The sequence below is a fragment of the Blastococcus aggregatus genome, from assembly GCF_900221005.1.
Lineage (GTDB): Bacteria > Actinomycetota > Actinomycetes > Mycobacteriales > Geodermatophilaceae > Blastococcus > Blastococcus aggregatus.
In genome coordinates this window covers 107,120-125,476 of record NZ_OBQI01000008.1, presented here as the reverse complement: position 1 = coordinate 125,476, position 18,357 = coordinate 107,120, and the positions used below count along the sequence as shown (strand labels likewise).

Sequence of the window (18,357 nt, the reverse complement as noted above, 5' to 3'; positions counted from 1 at the left end):
GTCTTCGGGCCGTTGACCACCACCTCGGCGAACCGCACGGCGTGCTCATCGGTGCGCAGCTGCCCCCTCGGCTCGCCGGTGTCCGGGTCGCGGCCGGCCACCCAGGTCTCGTAGGCGTCGCCGGTCAGCGGAGCCAGCTCGGCCACGCGACCATCCGTTGTGGTGAAGCGGCGGGCGATCCCGGTGCCCTCGGTGAGGTAGTAGTCGTCGACCCGGCCGCGGTCGGCCTCCACGTAGTGCCGGGCAGCCGCCGGCGCGCCGGCGTAAATCTTCATTCCACCGTGCATATTCAACGCCACCCGACAATGACCAACAAGTCACCCCTAGAAACGCCGATGGGCCCCGCAAAGCGGGGCCGAACTACCGCCAAAGGTAGCATTCGTGCCGTTCTTCACGGAATATTGGCGTTCTCTTTCAGCACGTGGCGGCATCTAGATGATCAGTGCCGGTGGTTATTGGCAATAATCCATTGCCTTGACTGAACTCGTGAACGAGGACGATCACCGCTTGCGAATGCTGGTCCGGTCTGGCGTCAGGTCGCGCTCGGCCCCAGTGACCCTCGACCAGATCGCGGCGACATCCCGCCGCAGCTCGCTCGTACCAACGCCTGTTGCTATGTTGGTCTGGACTCGACCGGGATGCGAAGGGAACCGATGAACGGCGACACCTGCGAGCTGTTGTGTCTCGATCTGCCGCACGCTGAGGCGGTCCGTGCCGCGCTGACCGGCGAGGAGCGGGCGCGGGCGCTGGCCGCGCAGGCGAAGGCGCTGGGCGATCCCACCCGGCTGCGCATCGCTGTGGCGCTGCAGCTGGGCGAGGAGCTGTGCGTGTGCGACCTTGCCTGGATCACCGAGCTGTCGCAAAACCTGGCTTCGCACCACTGCCGCGTCCTGCGCACCGCGGGCCTGTCCACGTCCCGCCGCGACGGCAAGCTGGTCATGTACCGGCTCACCGACGCCGGCCACCGACTGCTGACCGCGGTCGCCGGCTCGTCGGTGCCGCTGCCTGTCGGCGCCGCGGAAACCGCTGAAACGACGGTCCGGTGAGCGTGGCCCCGGCCCAGGTCCACGCGCACTCCGAGCTAACCGACGCCGAGCGGGCCTGGTTGGGCGCCGCGGCGCTGGCCGCGCTGGTGGTCGCGGTGCAGCTGCAGGTCCGCAGCATCGAGGAGCCGTACCTGCGCGCGGTGCACGGCGCCGCCTACCTCGCCTTCGCCACCCGCGCCGGCCGGTTCCTGCCCGGCATCGGCCGTCTGCACGCACCGGCCGACCGGGAGCGCATCGCCGCCTGACCCGCCCGGCGCCGCTCGCCGGAGCACCCACCCACCAGACGCTCCCGCTCGCCGGCACGCCCACACATGCACGACCGGCCGAAGGCCGCACCACGCCCACCCGGGCAAACACTGATCGGAGAACTTGTTCGTGGACGTCGCCACCTGGACGCTGCAGGCGCTCGGCCTGTTCGTGGTCACCAACATCGACGACATCATCGTGCTGTCGCTGTTCTACGCCCGCGGCGCCGGCCGGCGCGGCACCACCGCAGCGATCCTCGCAGGCCAGTACCTGGGCTTCGGCGCGATCCTGGCCGCGGCGGTACTCGTCGCACTGGGCGCGCGCAGCTTTCTGCCCGAGGCCGCAATCCCGTACTTCGGGCTCATCCCGCTGGCGCTCGGCCTGCTCGCAGCCTGGCGGGCCTGGCGCGGCGACGACGACGATGACGATGACGACGAGGGCAAGGTCGCCGGGAAGTCGGTGAGCGCGCTGACCGTTGCGGCGGTGACGTTCGCCAACGGCGGCGACAACATCGGCGTGTACGTGCCGGTGTTCGCCACCGTCGGCACCGCCGGCATCGTCGCCTACTCCGCGGTGTTCCTGGCCCTGGTTGCGGTGCTGGTCGCTGCGGCCCGGTTCGTGGCCACCCGCAAGCCGATCGCCGAGGTTCTCGAGCGCTGGGAGCACGTACTGTTCCCGCTGGTGCTGATCGGCCTCGGCATCGTCATCCTCGTCGAGGGCGGCGCGTTCGGGCTGTAGCACCGGCGGAGGGGGATGCGGCGGACAGGCGCCTTGCCTGTGCCTGCGGTGGCGGCCACGGTGGTCACATGAGCAGATCTCCGGAAACGGTGCCCGGGGCGACGCCGGCGGGCGAATCGCTGGTGGACCGGCTGGCCATCGCGCGAGAGATGGACGCGGCCCGGGCGTCGCTACACGAGCTGCTCGCCGGCGCCGATGCCGCCGACCTGCGCCGCCCCAGCGACGGCACCCGGTGGACCAACGAGCAGCTGCTGTTCCACATGGTCTTCGGCTTCCACGTCGTGCGGGTGCTGCTGCCGCTGGTGCGCCTGGTCAGCCGGCTGCCGGCCCCGGTCGGCCGGGGATGGGCGGCGCTGCTCAACTTCACCACCCGGCCGTTCCACGTCATCAACTACTGGGGATCGGTGGCCGCGGCGCGGGTGTTCGACCACGCCCGGATGGGGTCGTTGGCCGACCGCACGACCGCTGCGCTGAAACGCCAGCTGGACCGCGAGCCCGAAGAGGCGCTGCACCGCGGCATGCCGTTCCCGACCGGGTGGGACCCGTATTTCGGCTTCATGTCGCTGGCCGACGTGTACCGGTATCCGGCCCGGCACTTCGAGCATCACCGCCGCCAGCTCACCCTTGCCGCCGCGGCCCCGAAGCGACCGGCCGGGTGACGCCGCCATCAGCGCAGGGCCAACACCGGACCGGATGAACAGACACCGCGACGTCTTGCGTGCAAGGAGTCGGCCGGTGCCCGTCGCTGGCCGACATCGTTCCCCGTCTGCCGATCGCTTGACCGCCGACCCGGATGGGCACCGGGCGGTGCCGTCCTACCGGCGGCCGATCCGGGTCGCGGCCCACAACCCGCAGCGGCGGCAGATGTAGACGCCCGGGGTGGCGCCGAGCTCGTGCACGGCCGTCACCGGCAGGTCGCGGCCACAGCAGCCGCACGACCGGATCTCGTCGGTGCCGACGAGCCGGCGGCCGGGCAGCCTCACTGCAGGACCGCGAGCAACTGGTCGACCGTCGGTGATCCGGCCAGGCCGTCCGCAGTGCGTACACCCGGCAGGACAGGCCGACCGGGGCAGCGGGATTTGCGAACGGGTCCCGCCCGTCCACCAGCACCGTCGGCGACCCGCGGAACCGCGCGGCCTCGGCCTGCTCCGGGGTGCTGACCAGGCGGCGCTGCACACGCACGTCGTCGCGGCCGGCGCGGGCCAGCGCTTCCTGCAGCCGCTGGTCAGCCACCTGCCAGGTCGTGCACCCGTCGAAGTACAGCAGCGTCACGTCCATGCCCGGAGAGCCTCCCGCCTCAGCGCCGTCTTCCCGCGGTTGCGTGGCCGCGGGCCGGGCGCAGTCGCGGCAGATGTGCGACGCCGGGCGCGGGCGGCCAGGGAGCGCGACGGCCCGCCCCGAACGTGTGACGGGCGCATACGCCTTGACTCCCCGAATCGCTTCGTCGGTGGCACCCTGTAGACACGTGGGTGTGGACGTCCTTGTGGAGGGACGTGTGGATGAAGGAGGGGTGCTCGTGTCGATCGCGGAGAGCAATGCGTCCGTCGAAGCGAAGGAGCTCACCCCCGAGGAAGCTGCCGTCGCCTTCGACCGGATCGCCCGCCGTGCCCTGGACCTGAGCGGGGAGGACTTCCTCGTCGCCCTGGACGAGGGCACGTTCGACGACGTCGATCCTGATGCCCATCCCGGGCTGCTCGACGTGCTCATGGCCCTGCCCCTCGTGCGCTGACGACTCGTGCCGGGAGCGTCGCCGTATCAAGCGGTCGAGGCGTTCCTGACCCCTCTTGAGCGGGCGGTAGCCTGCCTCGGAGTCGGCAAGATCGTCGTTTCGCCGGGCGGCCGCGCCACCGCGGGCAAGACGCACCTGTGGAGCCTCAACGGCGGCGACGGCCTCCTCCTGCGTGGTGACGCAGCCGGCTGCCGGTTCCTGGCGTCCATGCATTATCGGATCGTCCCGACCGACCCCGAGAGGTACGACATCGAGCAGGGGCGCTGGCGGGTCACCACCTCGGCTTACCTGTACGAGTTCAGGACTCCGGACAACGCGAAGCTGTGGGCGATGCACTGGCACCCGACCGGTCGGAGTCACGCCACCTTCCCGCACCTCCACCTCTACACCGTCCGACCTGACGGGCACTTCGTCACGCCGCGACAGACCCTCGAGTCGGCGGTGCAGTGGTGCATTGAGATGGGCGGGGAGCCGCAGAATCCCCGGTGGCGCACCGTGCTGGCCGAGTCCGAGGGCATCCACCAGCTCTACCGATCCTGGTCGGAGGACCCGCCATCGCCACCAGCGGATCGGTGACGTCAGCCCTCCCGCGCCGAAGCAGAACGTGGGCGGTCAGCCGAGTGTCTACTCCGCTTCCCCATAACCAGCTCGCCTCCGACTGTGCAGCGCCGGGGGAAGGGTGGGCCGCAGGCCCATCCCGCAGGGACGCGCAGCGCCCTTCCGGCGGCCGGCGCAGTCGGAGAGGCTCCTGCGGGGATGGGGCGGGTGCCGCCTCCGAACGCAGCAGTCGGAGCGACGGCTGTGATGCGTCCAGTCCGCACACAGTCCGCAGATAGTCCGCAAAACGGCCGAAAACGGCCAACATCGCCCGACGACGGCCGACGATGAAAGTGCTGGTCAGGATGGGTTTTCAGTCATAGCCCATTCTGTCAAACCACCCCTCGGTCGATTTTGCAAGGCGGGGGTTAGGGGTTCGATTCCCCTCGTCTCCACTCGCTCGACCTGCGGATCCGCTCCACGCACCGGCGTGCTGCGGACAGGATCCGCCGCCGTCCTTCGCTCGTGCGGGGACCGGGCCACCCGCCCGCCCGCCCCTAGGCCCCCGGGGCAGCGCCCGGCGCGCGGCCCACCGTCCCGGCCCGGGATCGGCGCGACGGAACCGGAGCAGTCGGTCATCTGGAGCCGACATGCTGGACGGACACGTCTCCGTGCGTCAGGACACGCGGCAATCCCAGCAGGACCGGCGACGGGCGGCCGGCCGGGAGCTTGACCGGCCATGTGACCGGGACCACAGTCCGACGGGACCAGAGGTCGTGCTCGACCCGTCCGCAGCCACCGGAGGAGTTCCCGTGCCTGACGTCATCTTCGAGATCAACCGTGACCTGAGCGTGTCGATGCGCGACCAGACGGTGCCCGGCCACAACCGCTGGCACCCCGACATCCCGCCGGCCAGCACGGTCGCCCCCGGCGGCACGTACCGGATCGAGTGCAAGGACTGGACCGACGACCAGGTCCGCAACACCGACGACGCCGACGACATCCGTGACATGAACATCGACCCGTGCCACATGCTCAGCGGACCGTTCGCCATCGAGGGCGCCGAACCCGGTGACCTGCTGGTCGTGGACATCGTGGACATCGGGCCGTTCCAGGAACAGGAGTGGGGCTACACCGGGATCTTCGCCAAGGAGAACGGCGGAGGGTTCCTCACCGACTACTCGCCGCAGGCGTCCAAGGCGATCTGGGACCTCGACGGCATCTGGACCAGCAGCCGGCACGTCCCCGGCGTGCGGTTCATCGGCAACTCCCACCCGGGGCTCTTCGGTTGCGCCCCGTCGGCGGACCTGCTGGCGGAGTGGAACCGCCGGGAGCAGGCGCTGATCGACCAGAACCCGGACCGGGTCACCGGCGACATCCCGGCGCACGAGGGCGACGTCCCCGGCACCCCGCAGGTGCCGGCGCTGGCCCTGCCTCCGCTGCCCAAGGACGCGCTGCTGGGCACGCTCAGCGGCGCGGACCTGGACCGGGCGGCCGCGGAGGCCTGCCGCACCATCCCGCCGCGGGAACACGGTGGCAACGTCGACATCAAGGACCTCGGCGTGGGCAGCCGGGTCTACATGCCGGTGTACGTGGCCGGGGGGAAGTTCTCCATCGGTGACCTGCACTTCGCCCAGGGCGACGGGGAGATCACCTTCTGCGGTGCCATCGAGATGCCCGGGTTCATCGATCTGCACTTCGACCTGATCAAGGGCGGGATGGACCGCTACAAGCAGACCATGCCGTTCTTCAAGCCCGGCCGCGTCGGCCCGAACTACTCGGAGTTCATCACCTTCGAGGGGATCAGCGTCGAGAACGGCCGGAACTACTACATGAACGCGACAGTGGCCTACCGCCAGGCCTGTCTCAACGCCATCAACTTCCTCATGCCGGCCATGGACTGGACGTTCGAGCAGGCCTACCTGTTCCTGGGGGCAGCACCGATCGACGGCCGGATCGGGGGGGTGGTCGACATCCCCAACAGCGCGGTGTCGATCAGCGTCCCGCTGTCGATCTTCGACCGGAACATCCTGCCCGGCGGTGCCGGCGGGGGGCGGGACCTGACGGCCGACTGACCTGCAGACCTTCCACCCGGTGGCGCGGGGCGGGCCGGCCCCGCTCCGCGTCACCTCCGCCGACCGTCCGAGAGGAGCACCGCATGCCGCTGTACGAGTTCCGCTGCCCCGCGTGCGGCCCGTTCGACCTGCACCGCTCGATGCGCGAGGCGCCCGCGGCGGCGCCGTGCCCGACGTGCGACCAGCCGGCCCAGCGCTGGTACGGCGTGGGGTTCGGGCGTCCGGCCACCGGCGTGCTGCGGGACGCGGGTCGTGCGGACCGTGCACGGGTCGACCGGGCGTACAGCGGGGAGCCGGTGGTCACCGGTCCGCCTGCGGGACGGCGGCTGCCCGGCGGCGGTCGGCACCGGCACTGATGCCGAAGCCGGGCGGTCCGACCCCGGCTACGGTCGGCAGCAGCTCCGACACCCACTCCGGACGGAGGGCCATGCCGCTCGTCTCCCGGCTCTCGACCACCCCGGTCAAGGGCACCGCGCTGCACCATCCGCCGACCGTGGCCGTCACCGAGAACGGAGTGCCCGAGAACCGGCGCTTCCACCTCGTGGACGCGCGAGGGCGGCTGTTCAACGGCAAGCAGCACGGTCCTCTCGTGCGGCTCGCCGCCGAGTTCGACCGCCATGGGGCACACCTCCGCCTGCGCTTCCCCGGCCGACCACCCGTGGAGGGCCGGACCACCGAGCTCGGCGAGGCGGTGCGCACGGACTTCTACGGACGCGACGTCGACGGGCACCTCGTCGAGGGCCCGTGGTCGGCCGCGCTCAGCGACTTCGTCGGGCAGGAGGTCCACCTGGTGGCGGTCGACCGGCCCGGGGACGGGGTCGACGTCCACCCCGTCACGCTGATCTCCACCGCGACGCTCGACCACCTGCGCCGCGTCACCCCTGACGGGGAGCGACTCGACCACCGGCGGTTCCGCATGCTCGTCGAGGTCGACGGCTGCGACGTCCACGAGGAGGACACCTGGGCCGGCCGGCGACTGCGGATCGGCGGGACCACCGTGCAGGTGGTCGGTCCGGTGCCGCGCTGCGTGGTCACCAACGAGAACCCCGAGAGCGGGGAGGTCGACTTCGGCACGCTGAAGGCGATCGTGCGCTACCGCGGCGAACTCGCGACCGACCTCAGCACGCCGGTCGCTCACCTGCCCGACAACGGGGCGGCCATCCTCGGCATGTACGCCACCGTGGAGCAGCCGGGTGAGATCTCCCGCGGCGACCAGGTCGAACTCCTCGACGAGCCCGCCGTCCAGCCCGCCTGACCCGTCCCGTCCCTGAGGAGCACCGATGCCACGGCCCACCGACCACGAGCTCTTCGACCTGGGGGACGTCGTCCTGCAGGGCGGCGCGACCTTGCGCGGAGCCCAGCTCGCCTACAAGACCTACGGCACGCTGAATGCCGATCGGTCCAACGTGATCGTGCACCCCACCTGGTACAGCGCCTGGCACGACGCCAACGACTGGACGACGGGGCCGGGGAAGGCGCTGGACCCGGAGAAGTACTTCATCGTCGTCCCGAACCAGCTGAACAACGGCCTGTCGACGTCCCCGAGCAACACCCCGCCGCCCTACGACGGGCCGAACTTCCCGAAGGTCACCTTCTACGACCAGGTGGAGGTGCAGCACCGGCTGCTCACGCAGAAGTGGGGCATCGAGTCCGTCGAACTGGTCCTCGGGTCCTCGATGGGCGCCGGCCAGACCTACCAGTGGGCGGTCAGCCACCCCGAGATGGTGAAGCGGGCAGCGCCCATCGTCGGCTCGTCGGTCACCAGTGAGCACAACCAGGTGTTCCTGAAGAGCCTGCGCGCCGCGCTCAGCGCCGACCCGGTGTTCAACGGCGGGCGGTACTCCTCCGACGCGCTGCCGACCGTCGGACTGCGGGCCTTCGCCCGGATCTACGCCGGCTGGGGCCTGTCCCAGGCCTTCTACTGGCAGCGGGAGTACCGCAACCTCGGCTTCTCCTCCCTGGAGGACTTCCTCGTCGGCTTCTGGGAGGGCTTCTGGCTCGACGACCGCGACCCCAACGATCTGCTCGGCATGCTCTGGACGTGGGAGCACGGTGACGTCGGGAAGACCCCCGGCTTCGAGGGCGACACCGAGGCGGCGCTGCGCTCCATCCGCTGCCCGCTGCTGGCCATGCCGGCGAAGACCGACCTGTACTTCCCGCCGGAGGACGAGGAGTGGGCGTCCCAGTTCATCCCGAACGGTGAGGTCCGCGTCATCCCGACCATCTACGGGCACTTCGCCGGCCTCGGGCAGAACCCGGCGGACAACGAGTTCATCGACCGGGCGCTGACGGAGCTGCTGGCCCGCCCGGCCTGACCGGATCGGCGGGGTTCGGGCCCGACCTGCCGCGGCGCGCCGCTGTTTCACGTGGAGCGACAGCGGGGTCCTCGGTCCCTGGACGGCCGGAGGCAGCGGGGCCACGGTCGTCAGCACCCGGCCCGCGCGCCGTGGGCCGCCCGGCACCGAGGAGGAGCTGTGGCACGGAGGACGATCGACTGCCGGTCGATGCCGAGCGAGATGAACTGCACCGTGACGATCAGCGGTGAGGAGCAGGAGGTCCTCGAGCTCGCCGCCGCACACGCCGTCGCGACGCACGGGCACACCGACGGGGACGAGCTGCGACGAGGTCTCCGTGCGGTCATGCGGGACGAGACCGACCTCGACCTGGAGGACGGCGCCTTCCTGCAGCTCATCGAGTTCCACGCCCGCGACCTGGGCGGTTTCCGGAACCTGGTCGAGCTCTGGCGGGAGCGCATGGGCCCCGAGACCACGGCCCGCTGGGGCATCGTCGCGGCCGACCGGGACCGCCCGGACACCTACGTCGAGGTGGTCGCCTTCCCGGACCACGCGGCCGCGATGCGGAACTCCGAGCACCCGGTGACCACCGACTTCGCCAAGCAGCTGCAGGAGGTCACCGAGGGCGAGGCCGGGTTCCGCAACCTCGACGTCGCCATGGTGATGCGGATGTAGCCCGATCCCGGCCCGCTGCCCTCTGCCCTCTGCCCTCTGCAAGCGCACTGTTCCACCTGGAGCGCGGTGCGGCGGTGCGGCGGTGCCGACGCGGATGAGTACGGTCGGGCCTCGCCGTCCCGAGCCCCGGAGGACTTCACGTGAGCACCCAGCCGCCGGGAGCCGACGCGCCGCCGCCCACGCCGCCTGCGCCTCCCATGCCGCCTGCGCCTCCGGCACCGGCCTGGCGTCCCATGCCCCCTCCGCCGCCGCGGGAGCCGGGTGCCTTCAAGCGCGGCTTCGGCCTCGGGCTGGGGGCGAGCCTGGGCGCCGGGATCGGCCTGGGCGTGGTCGGCTTCGGGCTCGTCGTCGTCATGGTGATCGCCGTGGTGGGGCTGGTGTCCGGAGGTGACGGGAGCGGGACGACCGAGCCGGTGACCGAGACCGTCTGGGGCGACCCGTCGGCCGGGGCGAGGCTGGTAGCCGTCCCGGTCACGGGCGTCATCCTCGGCGGGGAGAGCGACGGCGCCACCTTCGGCGGGACCACCTACGGCTACGAGGTCGCGGACGTCATCGACGCACTCGAGGCCGACGACGCCGACGGGCTGATCCTGGAGCTGAACACCCCGGGTGGCACGATCTACGGCTCGCGTGCGATCGCGGACGCCGTGGAGCGCTACCAAGAGCGGACCGGCCACCAGGTGATGGCGCACGTGCAGGGGATGTCCGCCTCGGGCGGCGTCTACGCGATGGCCGGGGCCGACCGGATCGTGGCCGACCACGGCAGCCTCGTCGGCAGCATCGGCGTCGTCATGGGCCCGTTCCAGCGCTTCCGCGACGTCACCGGCATCCCGGGCACGCTCCTGGACCAGGGCGTGACCACCGAGGGTGGCGTCACCGAGGAGTACCTGTCGCGCGGCCGCGGCAAGGACCTGGGCAACCCGTACCGCGACATGACCGACGAGGAGCGGGCGGTCCTGGGCGTCGGCCTGGACCGCGAGTACGCGGAGTTCGTCGCGTGGGTCTCCGAGGCGCGGGGCATCCCGGCGCAGACCGTCGTCGACGAGCTCGGCGCCTTCGTCTTCGACGGCGCGACCGCGGTGGACCTGGGCCTGGTGGACGAGGTCCTGGGGCGGGACGAGGCCTACCGGTACGCCGCCGGGATGAACGACGTGGACCCCGACGACACCCGGGTCGACCGGGTCAGCGGGCCCGGGCTGCTCGAGGTCTTCCTGTCCGCGCGGTCGCCCGCGGGCGGGACCGGCGCCGCTGCCCTGGAGCCCGGCCGCAGCACCGTGTGCTCCGGAGCCCCGCTCGTCCTGGCGTTCCACGGCGACCTCTCCGCCCCCTGCACCGGCAGCTGAGCACTGCCGCCCCCTCGCGGCGGGCGCGGCAGTGGGAGACTGGAGGGGTGACTGAATCGACTCCCGCCCGCCGCGCGGTCCTGCACACCAACTACGGCGACATCACGGTGGACCTGTTCCCCGACCACGCCCCCAAGACGGTCGCGAACTTCGCCGACCTCGCCGAGGGCGCCCGTGAGTGGACGCACCCCGAGACCCGCAAGAAGACGACCGACAAGCTCTACGACGGCACGATCTTCCACCGCGTCATCTCCGGCTTCATGATCCAGGGCGGCGACCCCCTCGGTCAGGGCTTCGGTGGCCCGGGCTACCAGTTCGGCGACGAGTTCCACCCCGAGCTCGCCTTCGACCGCCCCTACCTCCTGGCGATGGCCAACGCCGGCCCCGGCACCAACGGCTCGCAGTTCTTCATCACCGTGGGCCCGACGCCGCACCTGAACCGCAAGCACACGATCTTCGGCGAGGTCACCGACCCGGCCAGCCGCGAGGTCGTCGACAAGATCGCCGCCGTTCCGACCGCTCGCGGCGACAAGCCCCTCGAGGACGTGGTGATCCAGTCCGTCGAGGTGCAGCGCAGCTGAGCACCACCCCGGACGACGGGGGCGCCGGCCGGATCGACCAGCCGGCGCCCCTGCCCGCCACCTGCTACCGGCACCCGGACCGGCCCACCGGCATCGTCTGCACGCGCTGCGGCCGGCCCATCTGCCCGGAGTGCATGGTCCCGGCCTCCGTCGGCTTCCAGTGCCCGGAGTGCGTCCGGGCCGGGAACGCGACCGTCCGGACGGCGCGCACCGGCGGCCTGCGGGCTGCGGGACGGCGCTGGGGGGTCGTCACCCTCGCTCTCATCGCCCTCAACGTGGCGATGTTCGTCGTCACCGCGGTGTCGGCCTTCTCCGTGGGGAACTCCCCGGCGGACAACCAGCGGTCGCCGGTCTTCGTCGACCTGGCCCAGTGGCCCGCCGGCGTCCACTACCTCGACGAGTGGTGGCGGGTGCTCACCGCGGCGTTCCTGCACATCGGCCCGGTGCACCTCGCGATGAACATGCTCGCCCTGCTGATCTTCGGCTCCGAGCTGGAGCGGCAGCTGGGCCGGGCCCGCTACGTCGCCGTCTACCTCGCCTCGGCCCTCGGCGGCGCGGTCGCGATCCAGGTGCTCGGTGACCCGAACGTGGTCGTCGCCGGCGCCTCCGCCGCCATCTACGGGCTGCTCGGCGCGCTGGGCGTGCTCATGCTGGCCGGCCGGCAGGACGTGCGCGGCCTGCTCACCCTGCTGGCGATCAACGTGTTCATCAGCTTCCTGCCCGGGATCTCGCTGCTCGGGCACCTCGGCGGGCTCGTCGCCGGTGCGCTGGCCGCGGGCGTGCTCCTGCTGGTCCGGCGCCGCCCGCAGTTCCAGGTGGCCGGCGTGGGGCTGCTCGCGGTGGTCCTGCTCGTCGTCGCCCTGACCGTGCCGACGCTGACGGTGCTGAACCTCTAGCCCGTCGGGTCCAGCTCGTGCAGCCGGCGCGCCACCTCCCGTGGATCGGCGCCGAGATCCCGCCGGCCGAGGACGACGAGCACGCCGTCGTCGTCCCGGTCCGAGGCGGTGTCGAGCTCCAGCGTGACCGTCCGCATCCCGAGCCGCCGGGTCTCGCGGACGCTCACCTGCAGCTGCGGCCACGGCAGGTGCAGCCGCCCCGGGAGCCGGCGCACGTCGACGCCGTCGGGCCCGGCCGTGAGGCGCGGGCGCAGCAGCAGGTCGCGCGCGGCCTGGCCCAGGGACAGCGCGGCGCCCACGCCCAGCAGCAGCCGGCCGGGGGCGTCGTCGACGAGCAGTGCCCCCGCTGCGAGCAGCGCTCCGAGCACCGCCACGGCCGCGGTTTCGTTCATCCGGGTGGTCCAGGTCACGGGGGGACCTTGTCAGGTGTCGGCCAGGTCATACGATGGCAGTCAGGGCGGACCGTTCGGGCGCGCCCGGAAACGTCGACGAGGAGTAACTCCATGCGGGATGCCGTCATCTGTGCCGCCGTACGCACGCCGGTCGGCAAGCGAGGCGGAGGGCTGTCGGGCGTGCACGCCGTCGACCTCTCCGCGCACGTGCTCGAGTCCCTCGTCGAGCGTTCGGGCATCGACCCGGCCGTCGTCGAGGACGTCATCTGGGGCTGCGTGAGCCAGGTCGGCGAGCAGACCTTCAACATCGCGCGCAGCGCCGCGCTGGCCGCCGGCTGGCCCGAGGCCGTCCCCGGCACCACCGTCGACCGCCAGTGCGGCTCGTCGCAGCAGGCCGTCGCGTTCGCGGCCGCCACCGTCATCAGCGGCCAGGCCGACGTCGTCGTCGCCGGTGGCGTCGAGATGATGAGCCGGGTGCCCATGGGCTCGGCCAGCAACCCGGCCTCCGGCGCCGGCCGCCCGATGGGCCCGAAGTTCATGGAGCGCTACGCCGGCCAGACGATCAACCAGGGCGTCGGCGCCGAGATGATCGCCGAGCGCTGGGGCTTCTCCCGCACCCAGCTCGACGAGTTCGCCCTCTCCTCGCACGAGAAGGCCGCGAAGGCCCAGGCCGACGGCGCCTTCGAGGAGGAGATCGCCCCCGTCACCACCGCGGAGGGCGTGATCAGCCTGGACGAGGGCATCCGCCCCGGCGGCACGCTTGAGAAGCTCGGCTCCCTGAAGACCCCCTTCAAGGAGAACGGCGTCATCAGCGCCGGCAACGCCAGCCAGATCTCCGACGGCTCGGCCGCCCTGCTGATCACCACCAGCGAGAAGGCCCGCGAGCTCGGCCTCACCCCGCTGGTGCGCATCCACACCACCGTCATGGCGGGCGACGACCCGATCATCATGCTGACCGCGCCGATCCCGGCCACCAAGAAGGTCCTGGACCGCTCGGGTCTGTCGATCGACGACATCGGCGTGTTCGAGGTCAACGAGGCGTTCGCGCCCGTGCCGATGGCCTGGGCCGTCGAGACCGGCGCCGACACCAGCCGGCTCAACCCGATGGGCGGGGCGATCGCCCTGGGTCACCCGCTGGGTGGCTCCGGTGCCCGCCTGATGACGACGCTCATCCACCGGATGCGCAACACCGGCAGCCGCTACGGCCTGCAGACGATGTGCGAGGGCGGCGGCATGGCCAACGCCACCATCCTGGAGCTCATCGACGCCTGATCCACACGCCGCGGTCCCCAGGGCCGCCGACGACAGCCCCCGACACCGAACCGGTGCCGGGGGCTGTCGTCGTCCGGGGGTCCGAGAGGGCGCCGTTCGAGGTGTCGCCGCAGGTCAGAGCGGGTATGCCCGGCGTGCGACGACCGTCCCGCACCGGCGGACAAGTCGACTCGTCCACAGCTGCATGCACAGCTGGGGACAGACTCACAGTCGTGTAGTTACGCGCATGGACGATCCGTCACACCCGTCCCAGCCCGCCCATCTGCGCAGGTCAGCGCGGTACGGGCCGGTCCCGTCCCTCCACATCCGGTGGACAACCCTGGGGGTGGGGCGCCATGTCGACCTGTGGACGACGGTGATCGGCTGTGCACAGACCCCGGGAACGACGCAGGCCCCCGTCCCGGTGGGGACGAGGGCCTGCGCGCGGCGTGGGGGAAGGTCAGCGCCAGCGCATCGACATGACCAGACCGGCCACCATCGCGCCGAAGCCGATCGCGAAGTTCCACGAGTTCAGCGACACCATGAACGGGATCTCGTCGCCGGCGACGTAGTACACGACGATCCAGAGCAGGCCGACCAGCAGCAGCCCGATCATGAGCGCCACGTACCAGCGGGGGCTGGGCTGCGCCAGGCGTGCCTGCGCCGCCGAGCGGGACTGGAGCACACCCTCGGGTGGGGTGTAGACGGACTTCTTGCGCACCTTCGACTTGGGCACGTACCTGCTCCCTCCGGGTGGCCGGGTGCGTCCTCACCGGCCGTGACGGAACCCAGCCTAAGCTGTGGACGGAGCACGACGACGCCGCCACGGTGGCGGAACCCCCACGGATGACCGTCGTCGTCCGCCGGAGCGACGCAGGAGGTGCCCGTGGCCCGTCTGTCGGCCTGGGGGGCGCTGGTGCCCGTCGTCGCCCTCGCGGCGGGCCTGCTGTTCGCCACCTCGGGCAGCACCGCCCAGGGGACCGACCTGCGGGCCGGTGAGGTCACCGAGCTCTCCGCGCTGATCCGTGAGCGCGAGGACGCCATCGCGGGCCAGGAGCGGCGCCTGGCGGAGCTGGAGGGCCGCTCCGAGCAGCTCACCGAGCAGGCAGCGGCCCGGGACGGCGCCGTCGCCGACGCACGGGCCGCGGGCGAGGCCGGCGTCCCGGCCGCCGGGCTGGCGGCCGTCAGCGGCGCCGGGATGGTGGTCACGCTCGACGACGCCCCCAGGCGCCCCGACGGCAGCCTGCCGGTGGGTGCCCGGCCGGACGACCTCGTCATCCACCAGTCCGACGTCCAGGCCGTCGTGAACGCCATGTGGGCCGCGGGCGCCACCGGGGTCGCGGTGATGGACCAGCGGCTGATCGCCACCAGCGCCGTCCGGTGCGTGGGCAACACCCTGCTGCTGCAGGGGCGCACCTACTCGCCGCCGTTCGTCATCTCCGCCGTCGTGGACACCGCGGCGGTGCGCGAGCAGCTGGCCGCCTCTCCGCAGATCGCCGTCTTCCGGCAGGTCGTGGACGCCTTCGGGCTGACCTACGAGGTGCGCGACCGGACCCAGGTCGAGGTGCCCGCCTACGATGGCCCCCTGGCGCTGCAGTACGCCGCCGCGGGCTGAACGTCAGCGCCCGACCGACCACACCGGGGGAGCCGTGCCCGCCGAGAGCCGCACCACCGGGACCGCCGACCGGCCGGTCCTCGTCGTCGACAACTTCGACAGCTTCGTCTACAACCTGGTCCAGTACCTGGGCCAGCTGGGCGTGCGCTGCATCGTGCGGCGCAACGACGCCGTCACCGTCGACGAGCTCGCCGACCTCGACGTCGCCGGTGTCCTGCTCTCCCCCGGCCCCGGCACCCCGGCGGACGCCGGCGTCACGGTGCCGATGGTGCACGCCGCGGCCGCGCAGGGGGTGCCCGTGCTCGGGGTCTGCCTCGGCCACCAGGCGATCGCGGAGGCGTTCGGCGGGCACGTGGTGCGCGCTCCCGAGCTGCTGCACGGCAAGACGAGCCAGGTGGTGCACGACGGCGTCGGCGTGCTGGCCGGCCTGCCCTCGCCCTTCACCGCCACCCGGTACCACTCGCTCGCCGTCGACGCCGCCACGGTGCCCGGCGAGCTGGAGGTCACCGGGCACACGCCGTCGGGCATCGTCATGGCGCTGCGGCACCGCGAGCTGCCGATCGAGGGCGTCCAGTTCCACCCGGAGTCGGTCCTCACCGAGGGCGGGCACCGGATGCTGGCCACCTGGCTGACCACCTGCGGCCTGGCCCCCGACCCGGCGGCCCTGGAGGCGGCCTCGGCGGCCGCCGAGCGGCTGAACGTCGCCACCGCCTGACCGCTCCGGTCCACCCCGCGACGATCAGGTGACCTGATCATCGAGCGTCCTCCCTCACCGTGGGACGTGAGGGAGGAAGCAGCACGATCAGGGTCCCTGATCCCAGCGGGGTCCACGAACGACGAAGGGCTCCTCCCGGATCGGGAGGAGCCCTTCGTCATGCGGTGCTCAGTTGCCGGTGCCCGTCCCGGTGCCGGTCGCAGGTGCGGTGGGCGGGGCCTCGGCGCCGGCGATCAGCAGGATGATCGTCGTGTCCGAAGGCACCGTGGTGCCCGGCGGCGGCTCGGTCGTCAGGACCTGCCCGGCGCCGACCGAGCCGTCGTTCTCGACCGTCTCCCGCACGAAGCTGGTGAACCCGACGGCCCGCAGGTTGGCCTCGGCCGCCGACGGCGACTGACCCGCGACGTTGAGGACGACGATGTCGCCGCGGCCACCGGAGACCTGCAGGACGATCCGGGTGTCGGCGGTCGCCGCGCTGCCCCCGCCGGGGTTGGTGGCGACGACGGTTCCGGGCGGCTGCGGGGAAGCGACCTGCTCGGTGCTGATCTGGGCCTCGCTGAACCCGGCGTCGGTCAGCGCCTTGCGGGCGTCGACCTCGCTCCGGTTGAGCACGTCGGGCAGCCGCACGCTCCCGGTGGAGATGCCGAGGGTGAGCGTGCCGTCGGGAGAGATCGGCTGGCCCTCCGCGGGGCTCACCGCCGCCACCAGGCCCGCCTTCTCCAGCGACTCCTCGTCCTCGAGCTCGATCGTGCCGTCGAAGCCGGCCCGCTCGAGGGCGGCGCGGGCACGCTGCTCGTCCAGACCGACGATGTTGGGCACCAGCACGGTGTCGGGCGCGGTGCCGACGATCAGGTCGACCTCGCTGCCCTCGTCGACCTGCGCGCCGCTGGCCGGGGTGCTGTCCAGCACCAGGCCGACCTGGGCCTCATCGGTGACCACGCGGGGGGTGCGGGTCCCGGCCTCGAGGCCGACCGCGGTGAGCGCGGCGACCGCGTCGGCCTCGGGCAGGTTCTGCAGCGGGGGCACCTGCACCTGGGCGACGGTGGGCTCGGTCGGCTCGTCGCCGCCCATCGAGAGCGCGGCGGCGATGGCGCCGCCGAGGAGCAGCACGGCCAGCACGGAGACGACGGCGATGATGATCCGACGCTTCTTGCGCCTGGCCTGCTCGTCCTCGTCGTCCCACTCGTCGTAGCCGCCGTAGGCGGGCGCGGCGCCGATGATCGCGGTCTTCTCGGCGTCGCCCATGACCGGCGTCGCCTCGACCCGCTGCCCGGCGAGCGCCCGGAGCAGGTCGTTGCGCATGTCCGCGGCCGACTGGTACCGGTTGGCCGGGTTCTTGCTCATGGCCTTGAGGACGATGGCGTCCAGCTCGGCCGGGATCTCCGGGTTGATCGACGACGGCAGCCGCGGGTCCTCGCGCACGTGCTGGTAGGCCACGGCCACGGGGGAGTCGCCGGTGAACGGCGGCGCGCCGGTGACCAGCTCGTAGAGCATGCAGCCGAGGGAGTAGACGTCGGAGCGGGCGTCGACGCTCTCGCCTCGGGCCTGCTCGGGGGAGAGGTACTGGGCGGTCCCTATGACGGCGGCGGTGGAGGTCATCGTCGCCGCGGAGTCCGACACCGCCCGGGCGATGCCGAAGTCCATCACCTTGACGGTGCCCTGCGGCGTGATCATCACGTTCCCGGGCTTCACGTCCCGGTGCACGATGCCGTTGCGGTGGCTGAAGTCCAGGGCGCCGCAGATGTCGGCGGCCAGCGTCATCGCGCGCTCGGCGGGCAGGTGGCCCTCGCGTCGGATGACGTCGCGCAGCGTCTCGCCCTCGACGTACTCCATGACGATGTACGGGGTCGCCCCGAGCGCGGTGCGGTCCTCGCCGGTGTCGTACACCGCGACGATGGCCGGGTGGTTGAGCGAGGCCGAGGCCTGCGCCTCGCGGCGGAAGCGCACCTGGAAGGACGGGTCGCGGGCCAGGTCGTTGCGCAGCACCTTGACCGCCACCTCGCGGCCCAGCCGGAGATCGCGGCCGTGGTGGACCTCGGCCATCCCGCCGCGGCCGAGCACCTCGCCGATCTCGTAGCGCTCGCCGAGCACCTGCGGCGTGGTCATCGGAGGTCCTCTCGAACGGGAGCGTGCGTCGTCCGGGCACGGACCGCGGCACGCGGGCAGCGGCCGGGGCGCACTGCGGGCAGGATGCCGACGGCGAGCCTAGCGGCGCCGCGGCGCG

The 18,357-nt window shown here is 72.1% G+C and carries 22 protein-coding genes; 17 read left to right on the top strand and 5 right to left on the bottom strand.

Features of this window, described 5'->3' with window-relative positions:
• Positions 1 to 275, bottom strand: a 275-nt coding sequence (locus CRP29_RS21835) for a relaxase domain-containing protein (protein ID WP_141437196.1), incomplete at its 3' end; no start/stop codon positions are given.
• Between the two features lie 378 nt (positions 276 to 653).
• Here CRP29_RS21835 and CRP29_RS21830 point away from each other — a divergent pair.
• The 4 genes from CRP29_RS21830 (at position 654) to CRP29_RS21815 (ending at position 2,689) form a co-directional block, all read left to right on the top strand.
• A complete protein-coding gene (locus CRP29_RS21830; RefSeq protein ID WP_097197171.1) occupies positions 654 to 1,046 on the top strand; it encodes an ArsR/SmtB family transcription factor in 393 nt (130 codons plus the stop codon).
• On the top strand, positions 1,043 to 1,291 hold the full coding sequence (locus CRP29_RS21825; RefSeq protein ID WP_097197170.1) for a hypothetical protein: 249 nt from the start codon (positions 1,043 to 1,045) through the stop codon (positions 1,289 to 1,291). Before CRP29_RS21830 ends, CRP29_RS21825 begins: the two co-directional genes overlap by 4 nt.
• A gap of 130 nt (positions 1,292 to 1,421) precedes the next feature.
• Positions 1,422 to 2,030, top strand: a complete 609-nt coding sequence (locus CRP29_RS21820) for a cadmium resistance transporter (RefSeq protein WP_097197169.1) — start codon at positions 1,422 to 1,424, stop codon at positions 2,028 to 2,030.
• Between the two features lie 68 nt (positions 2,031 to 2,098).
• Positions 2,099 to 2,689, top strand: coding sequence for a DinB family protein (locus tag CRP29_RS21815; RefSeq protein WP_176523087.1), 591 nt, complete (start codon positions 2,099 to 2,101; stop codon positions 2,687 to 2,689).
• Positions 2,690 to 2,845: 156 nt separating this feature from the next.
• On the opposite strand, the gene CRP29_RS22945 is transcribed toward CRP29_RS21815, so the two are convergent.
• Positions 2,846 to 3,013 carry a hypothetical protein gene (locus tag CRP29_RS22945; protein ID WP_164704576.1) on the bottom strand — a complete coding sequence of 56 codons (168 nt, stop codon included), beginning with the start codon at positions 3,011 to 3,013 and terminating at the stop codon, positions 2,846 to 2,848.
• 533 nt (positions 3,014 to 3,546) lie between these two features.
• Here CRP29_RS22945 and CRP29_RS21805 point away from each other — a divergent pair.
• The 10 genes from CRP29_RS21805 (at position 3,547) to CRP29_RS21760 (ending at position 12,160) form a co-directional block, all read left to right on the top strand.
• Positions 3,547 to 3,759 (top strand): hypothetical protein, encoded by a 213-nt coding sequence (locus CRP29_RS21805; RefSeq protein ID WP_097197189.1) that lies wholly within the window; start codon positions 3,547 to 3,549, stop codon positions 3,757 to 3,759.
• A 6-nt stretch (positions 3,760 to 3,765) separates the two neighbouring features.
• A complete protein-coding gene (locus tag CRP29_RS21800) occupies positions 3,766 to 4,335 on the top strand; it encodes a hypothetical protein (protein ID WP_097197168.1) in 570 nt (189 codons plus the stop codon).
• Positions 4,336 to 5,108: 773 nt separating this feature from the next.
• Positions 5,109 to 6,371, top strand: coding sequence for a formamidase (gene fmdA, locus CRP29_RS21795; RefSeq protein ID WP_097197167.1), 1,263 nt, complete (start codon positions 5,109 to 5,111; stop codon positions 6,369 to 6,371).
• An 83-nt stretch (positions 6,372 to 6,454) separates the two neighbouring features.
• On the top strand, positions 6,455 to 6,727 hold the full coding sequence (locus tag CRP29_RS21790) for an FmdB family zinc ribbon protein (RefSeq protein ID WP_097197166.1): 273 nt from the start codon (positions 6,455 to 6,457) through the stop codon (positions 6,725 to 6,727).
• 71 nt (positions 6,728 to 6,798) lie between these two features.
• A complete protein-coding gene (locus CRP29_RS21785; protein ID WP_176523086.1) occupies positions 6,799 to 7,626 on the top strand; it encodes an MOSC domain-containing protein in 828 nt (275 codons plus the stop codon).
• A gap of 25 nt (positions 7,627 to 7,651) precedes the next feature.
• Positions 7,652 to 8,686, top strand: a complete 1,035-nt coding sequence (locus CRP29_RS21780) for an alpha/beta fold hydrolase (protein WP_097197164.1) — start codon at positions 7,652 to 7,654, stop codon at positions 8,684 to 8,686.
• 159 nt (positions 8,687 to 8,845) lie between these two features.
• On the top strand, positions 8,846 to 9,340 hold the full coding sequence (locus CRP29_RS21775) for a DUF1059 domain-containing protein (protein ID WP_097197163.1): 495 nt from the start codon (positions 8,846 to 8,848) through the stop codon (positions 9,338 to 9,340).
• 233 nt (positions 9,341 to 9,573) lie between these two features.
• Positions 9,574 to 10,683 (top strand): S49 family peptidase, encoded by a 1,110-nt coding sequence (locus CRP29_RS21770; RefSeq protein ID WP_141437195.1) that lies wholly within the window; start codon positions 9,574 to 9,576, stop codon positions 10,681 to 10,683.
• A 47-nt stretch (positions 10,684 to 10,730) separates the two neighbouring features.
• A complete protein-coding gene (locus CRP29_RS21765; RefSeq protein WP_097197161.1) occupies positions 10,731 to 11,264 on the top strand; it encodes a peptidylprolyl isomerase in 534 nt (177 codons plus the stop codon).
• Positions 11,265 to 11,398: 134 nt separating this feature from the next.
• A complete protein-coding gene (locus CRP29_RS21760; protein ID WP_097197160.1) occupies positions 11,399 to 12,160 on the top strand; it encodes a rhomboid family intramembrane serine protease in 762 nt (253 codons plus the stop codon).
• Here CRP29_RS21760 and CRP29_RS21755 read toward each other — a convergent pair.
• Positions 12,157 to 12,570, bottom strand: coding sequence for a PH domain-containing protein (locus CRP29_RS21755; RefSeq protein ID WP_245853179.1), 414 nt, complete (start codon positions 12,568 to 12,570; stop codon positions 12,157 to 12,159). The genes CRP29_RS21760 and CRP29_RS21755 overlap by 4 nt on opposite strands.
• 93 nt (positions 12,571 to 12,663) lie before the next feature.
• Between CRP29_RS21755 and CRP29_RS21750 the strand changes: the two genes are divergently transcribed.
• Positions 12,664 to 13,824, top strand: coding sequence for a thiolase family protein (locus CRP29_RS21750; protein WP_097197159.1), 1,161 nt, complete (start codon positions 12,664 to 12,666; stop codon positions 13,822 to 13,824).
• 439 nt (positions 13,825 to 14,263) lie between these two features.
• Here the strand turns inward: CRP29_RS21750 and crgA are convergent, their stop codons facing one another.
• The gene (crgA, locus tag CRP29_RS21745) at positions 14,264 to 14,539 is read right to left on the bottom strand and encodes a cell division protein CrgA (protein ID WP_097197158.1); all 276 of its coding nucleotides are present in this window, start codon (positions 14,537 to 14,539) and stop codon (positions 14,264 to 14,266) included.
• Between the two features lie 150 nt (positions 14,540 to 14,689).
• Here crgA and CRP29_RS21740 point away from each other — a divergent pair, with 150 nt between their 5' ends.
• Together CRP29_RS21740 and CRP29_RS21735 are read left to right on the top strand one after the other, a co-directional pair.
• On the top strand, positions 14,690 to 15,418 hold the full coding sequence (locus tag CRP29_RS21740) for a DUF881 domain-containing protein (protein WP_245853178.1): 729 nt from the start codon (positions 14,690 to 14,692) through the stop codon (positions 15,416 to 15,418).
• 34 nt (positions 15,419 to 15,452) lie between these two features.
• On the top strand, positions 15,453 to 16,133 hold the full coding sequence (locus CRP29_RS21735; protein WP_097197156.1) for an aminodeoxychorismate/anthranilate synthase component II: 681 nt from the start codon (positions 15,453 to 15,455) through the stop codon (positions 16,131 to 16,133).
• A 168-nt stretch (positions 16,134 to 16,301) separates the two neighbouring features.
• Here the strand turns inward: CRP29_RS21735 and pknB are convergent, their stop codons facing one another.
• Positions 16,302 to 18,239: a Stk1 family PASTA domain-containing Ser/Thr kinase gene (pknB, locus tag CRP29_RS21730; RefSeq protein ID WP_097197155.1), complete on the bottom strand. Its 1,938-nt coding sequence runs from the start codon at positions 18,237 to 18,239 to the stop codon at positions 16,302 to 16,304.
• Positions 18,240 to 18,357: the final 118 nt, after the last annotated feature.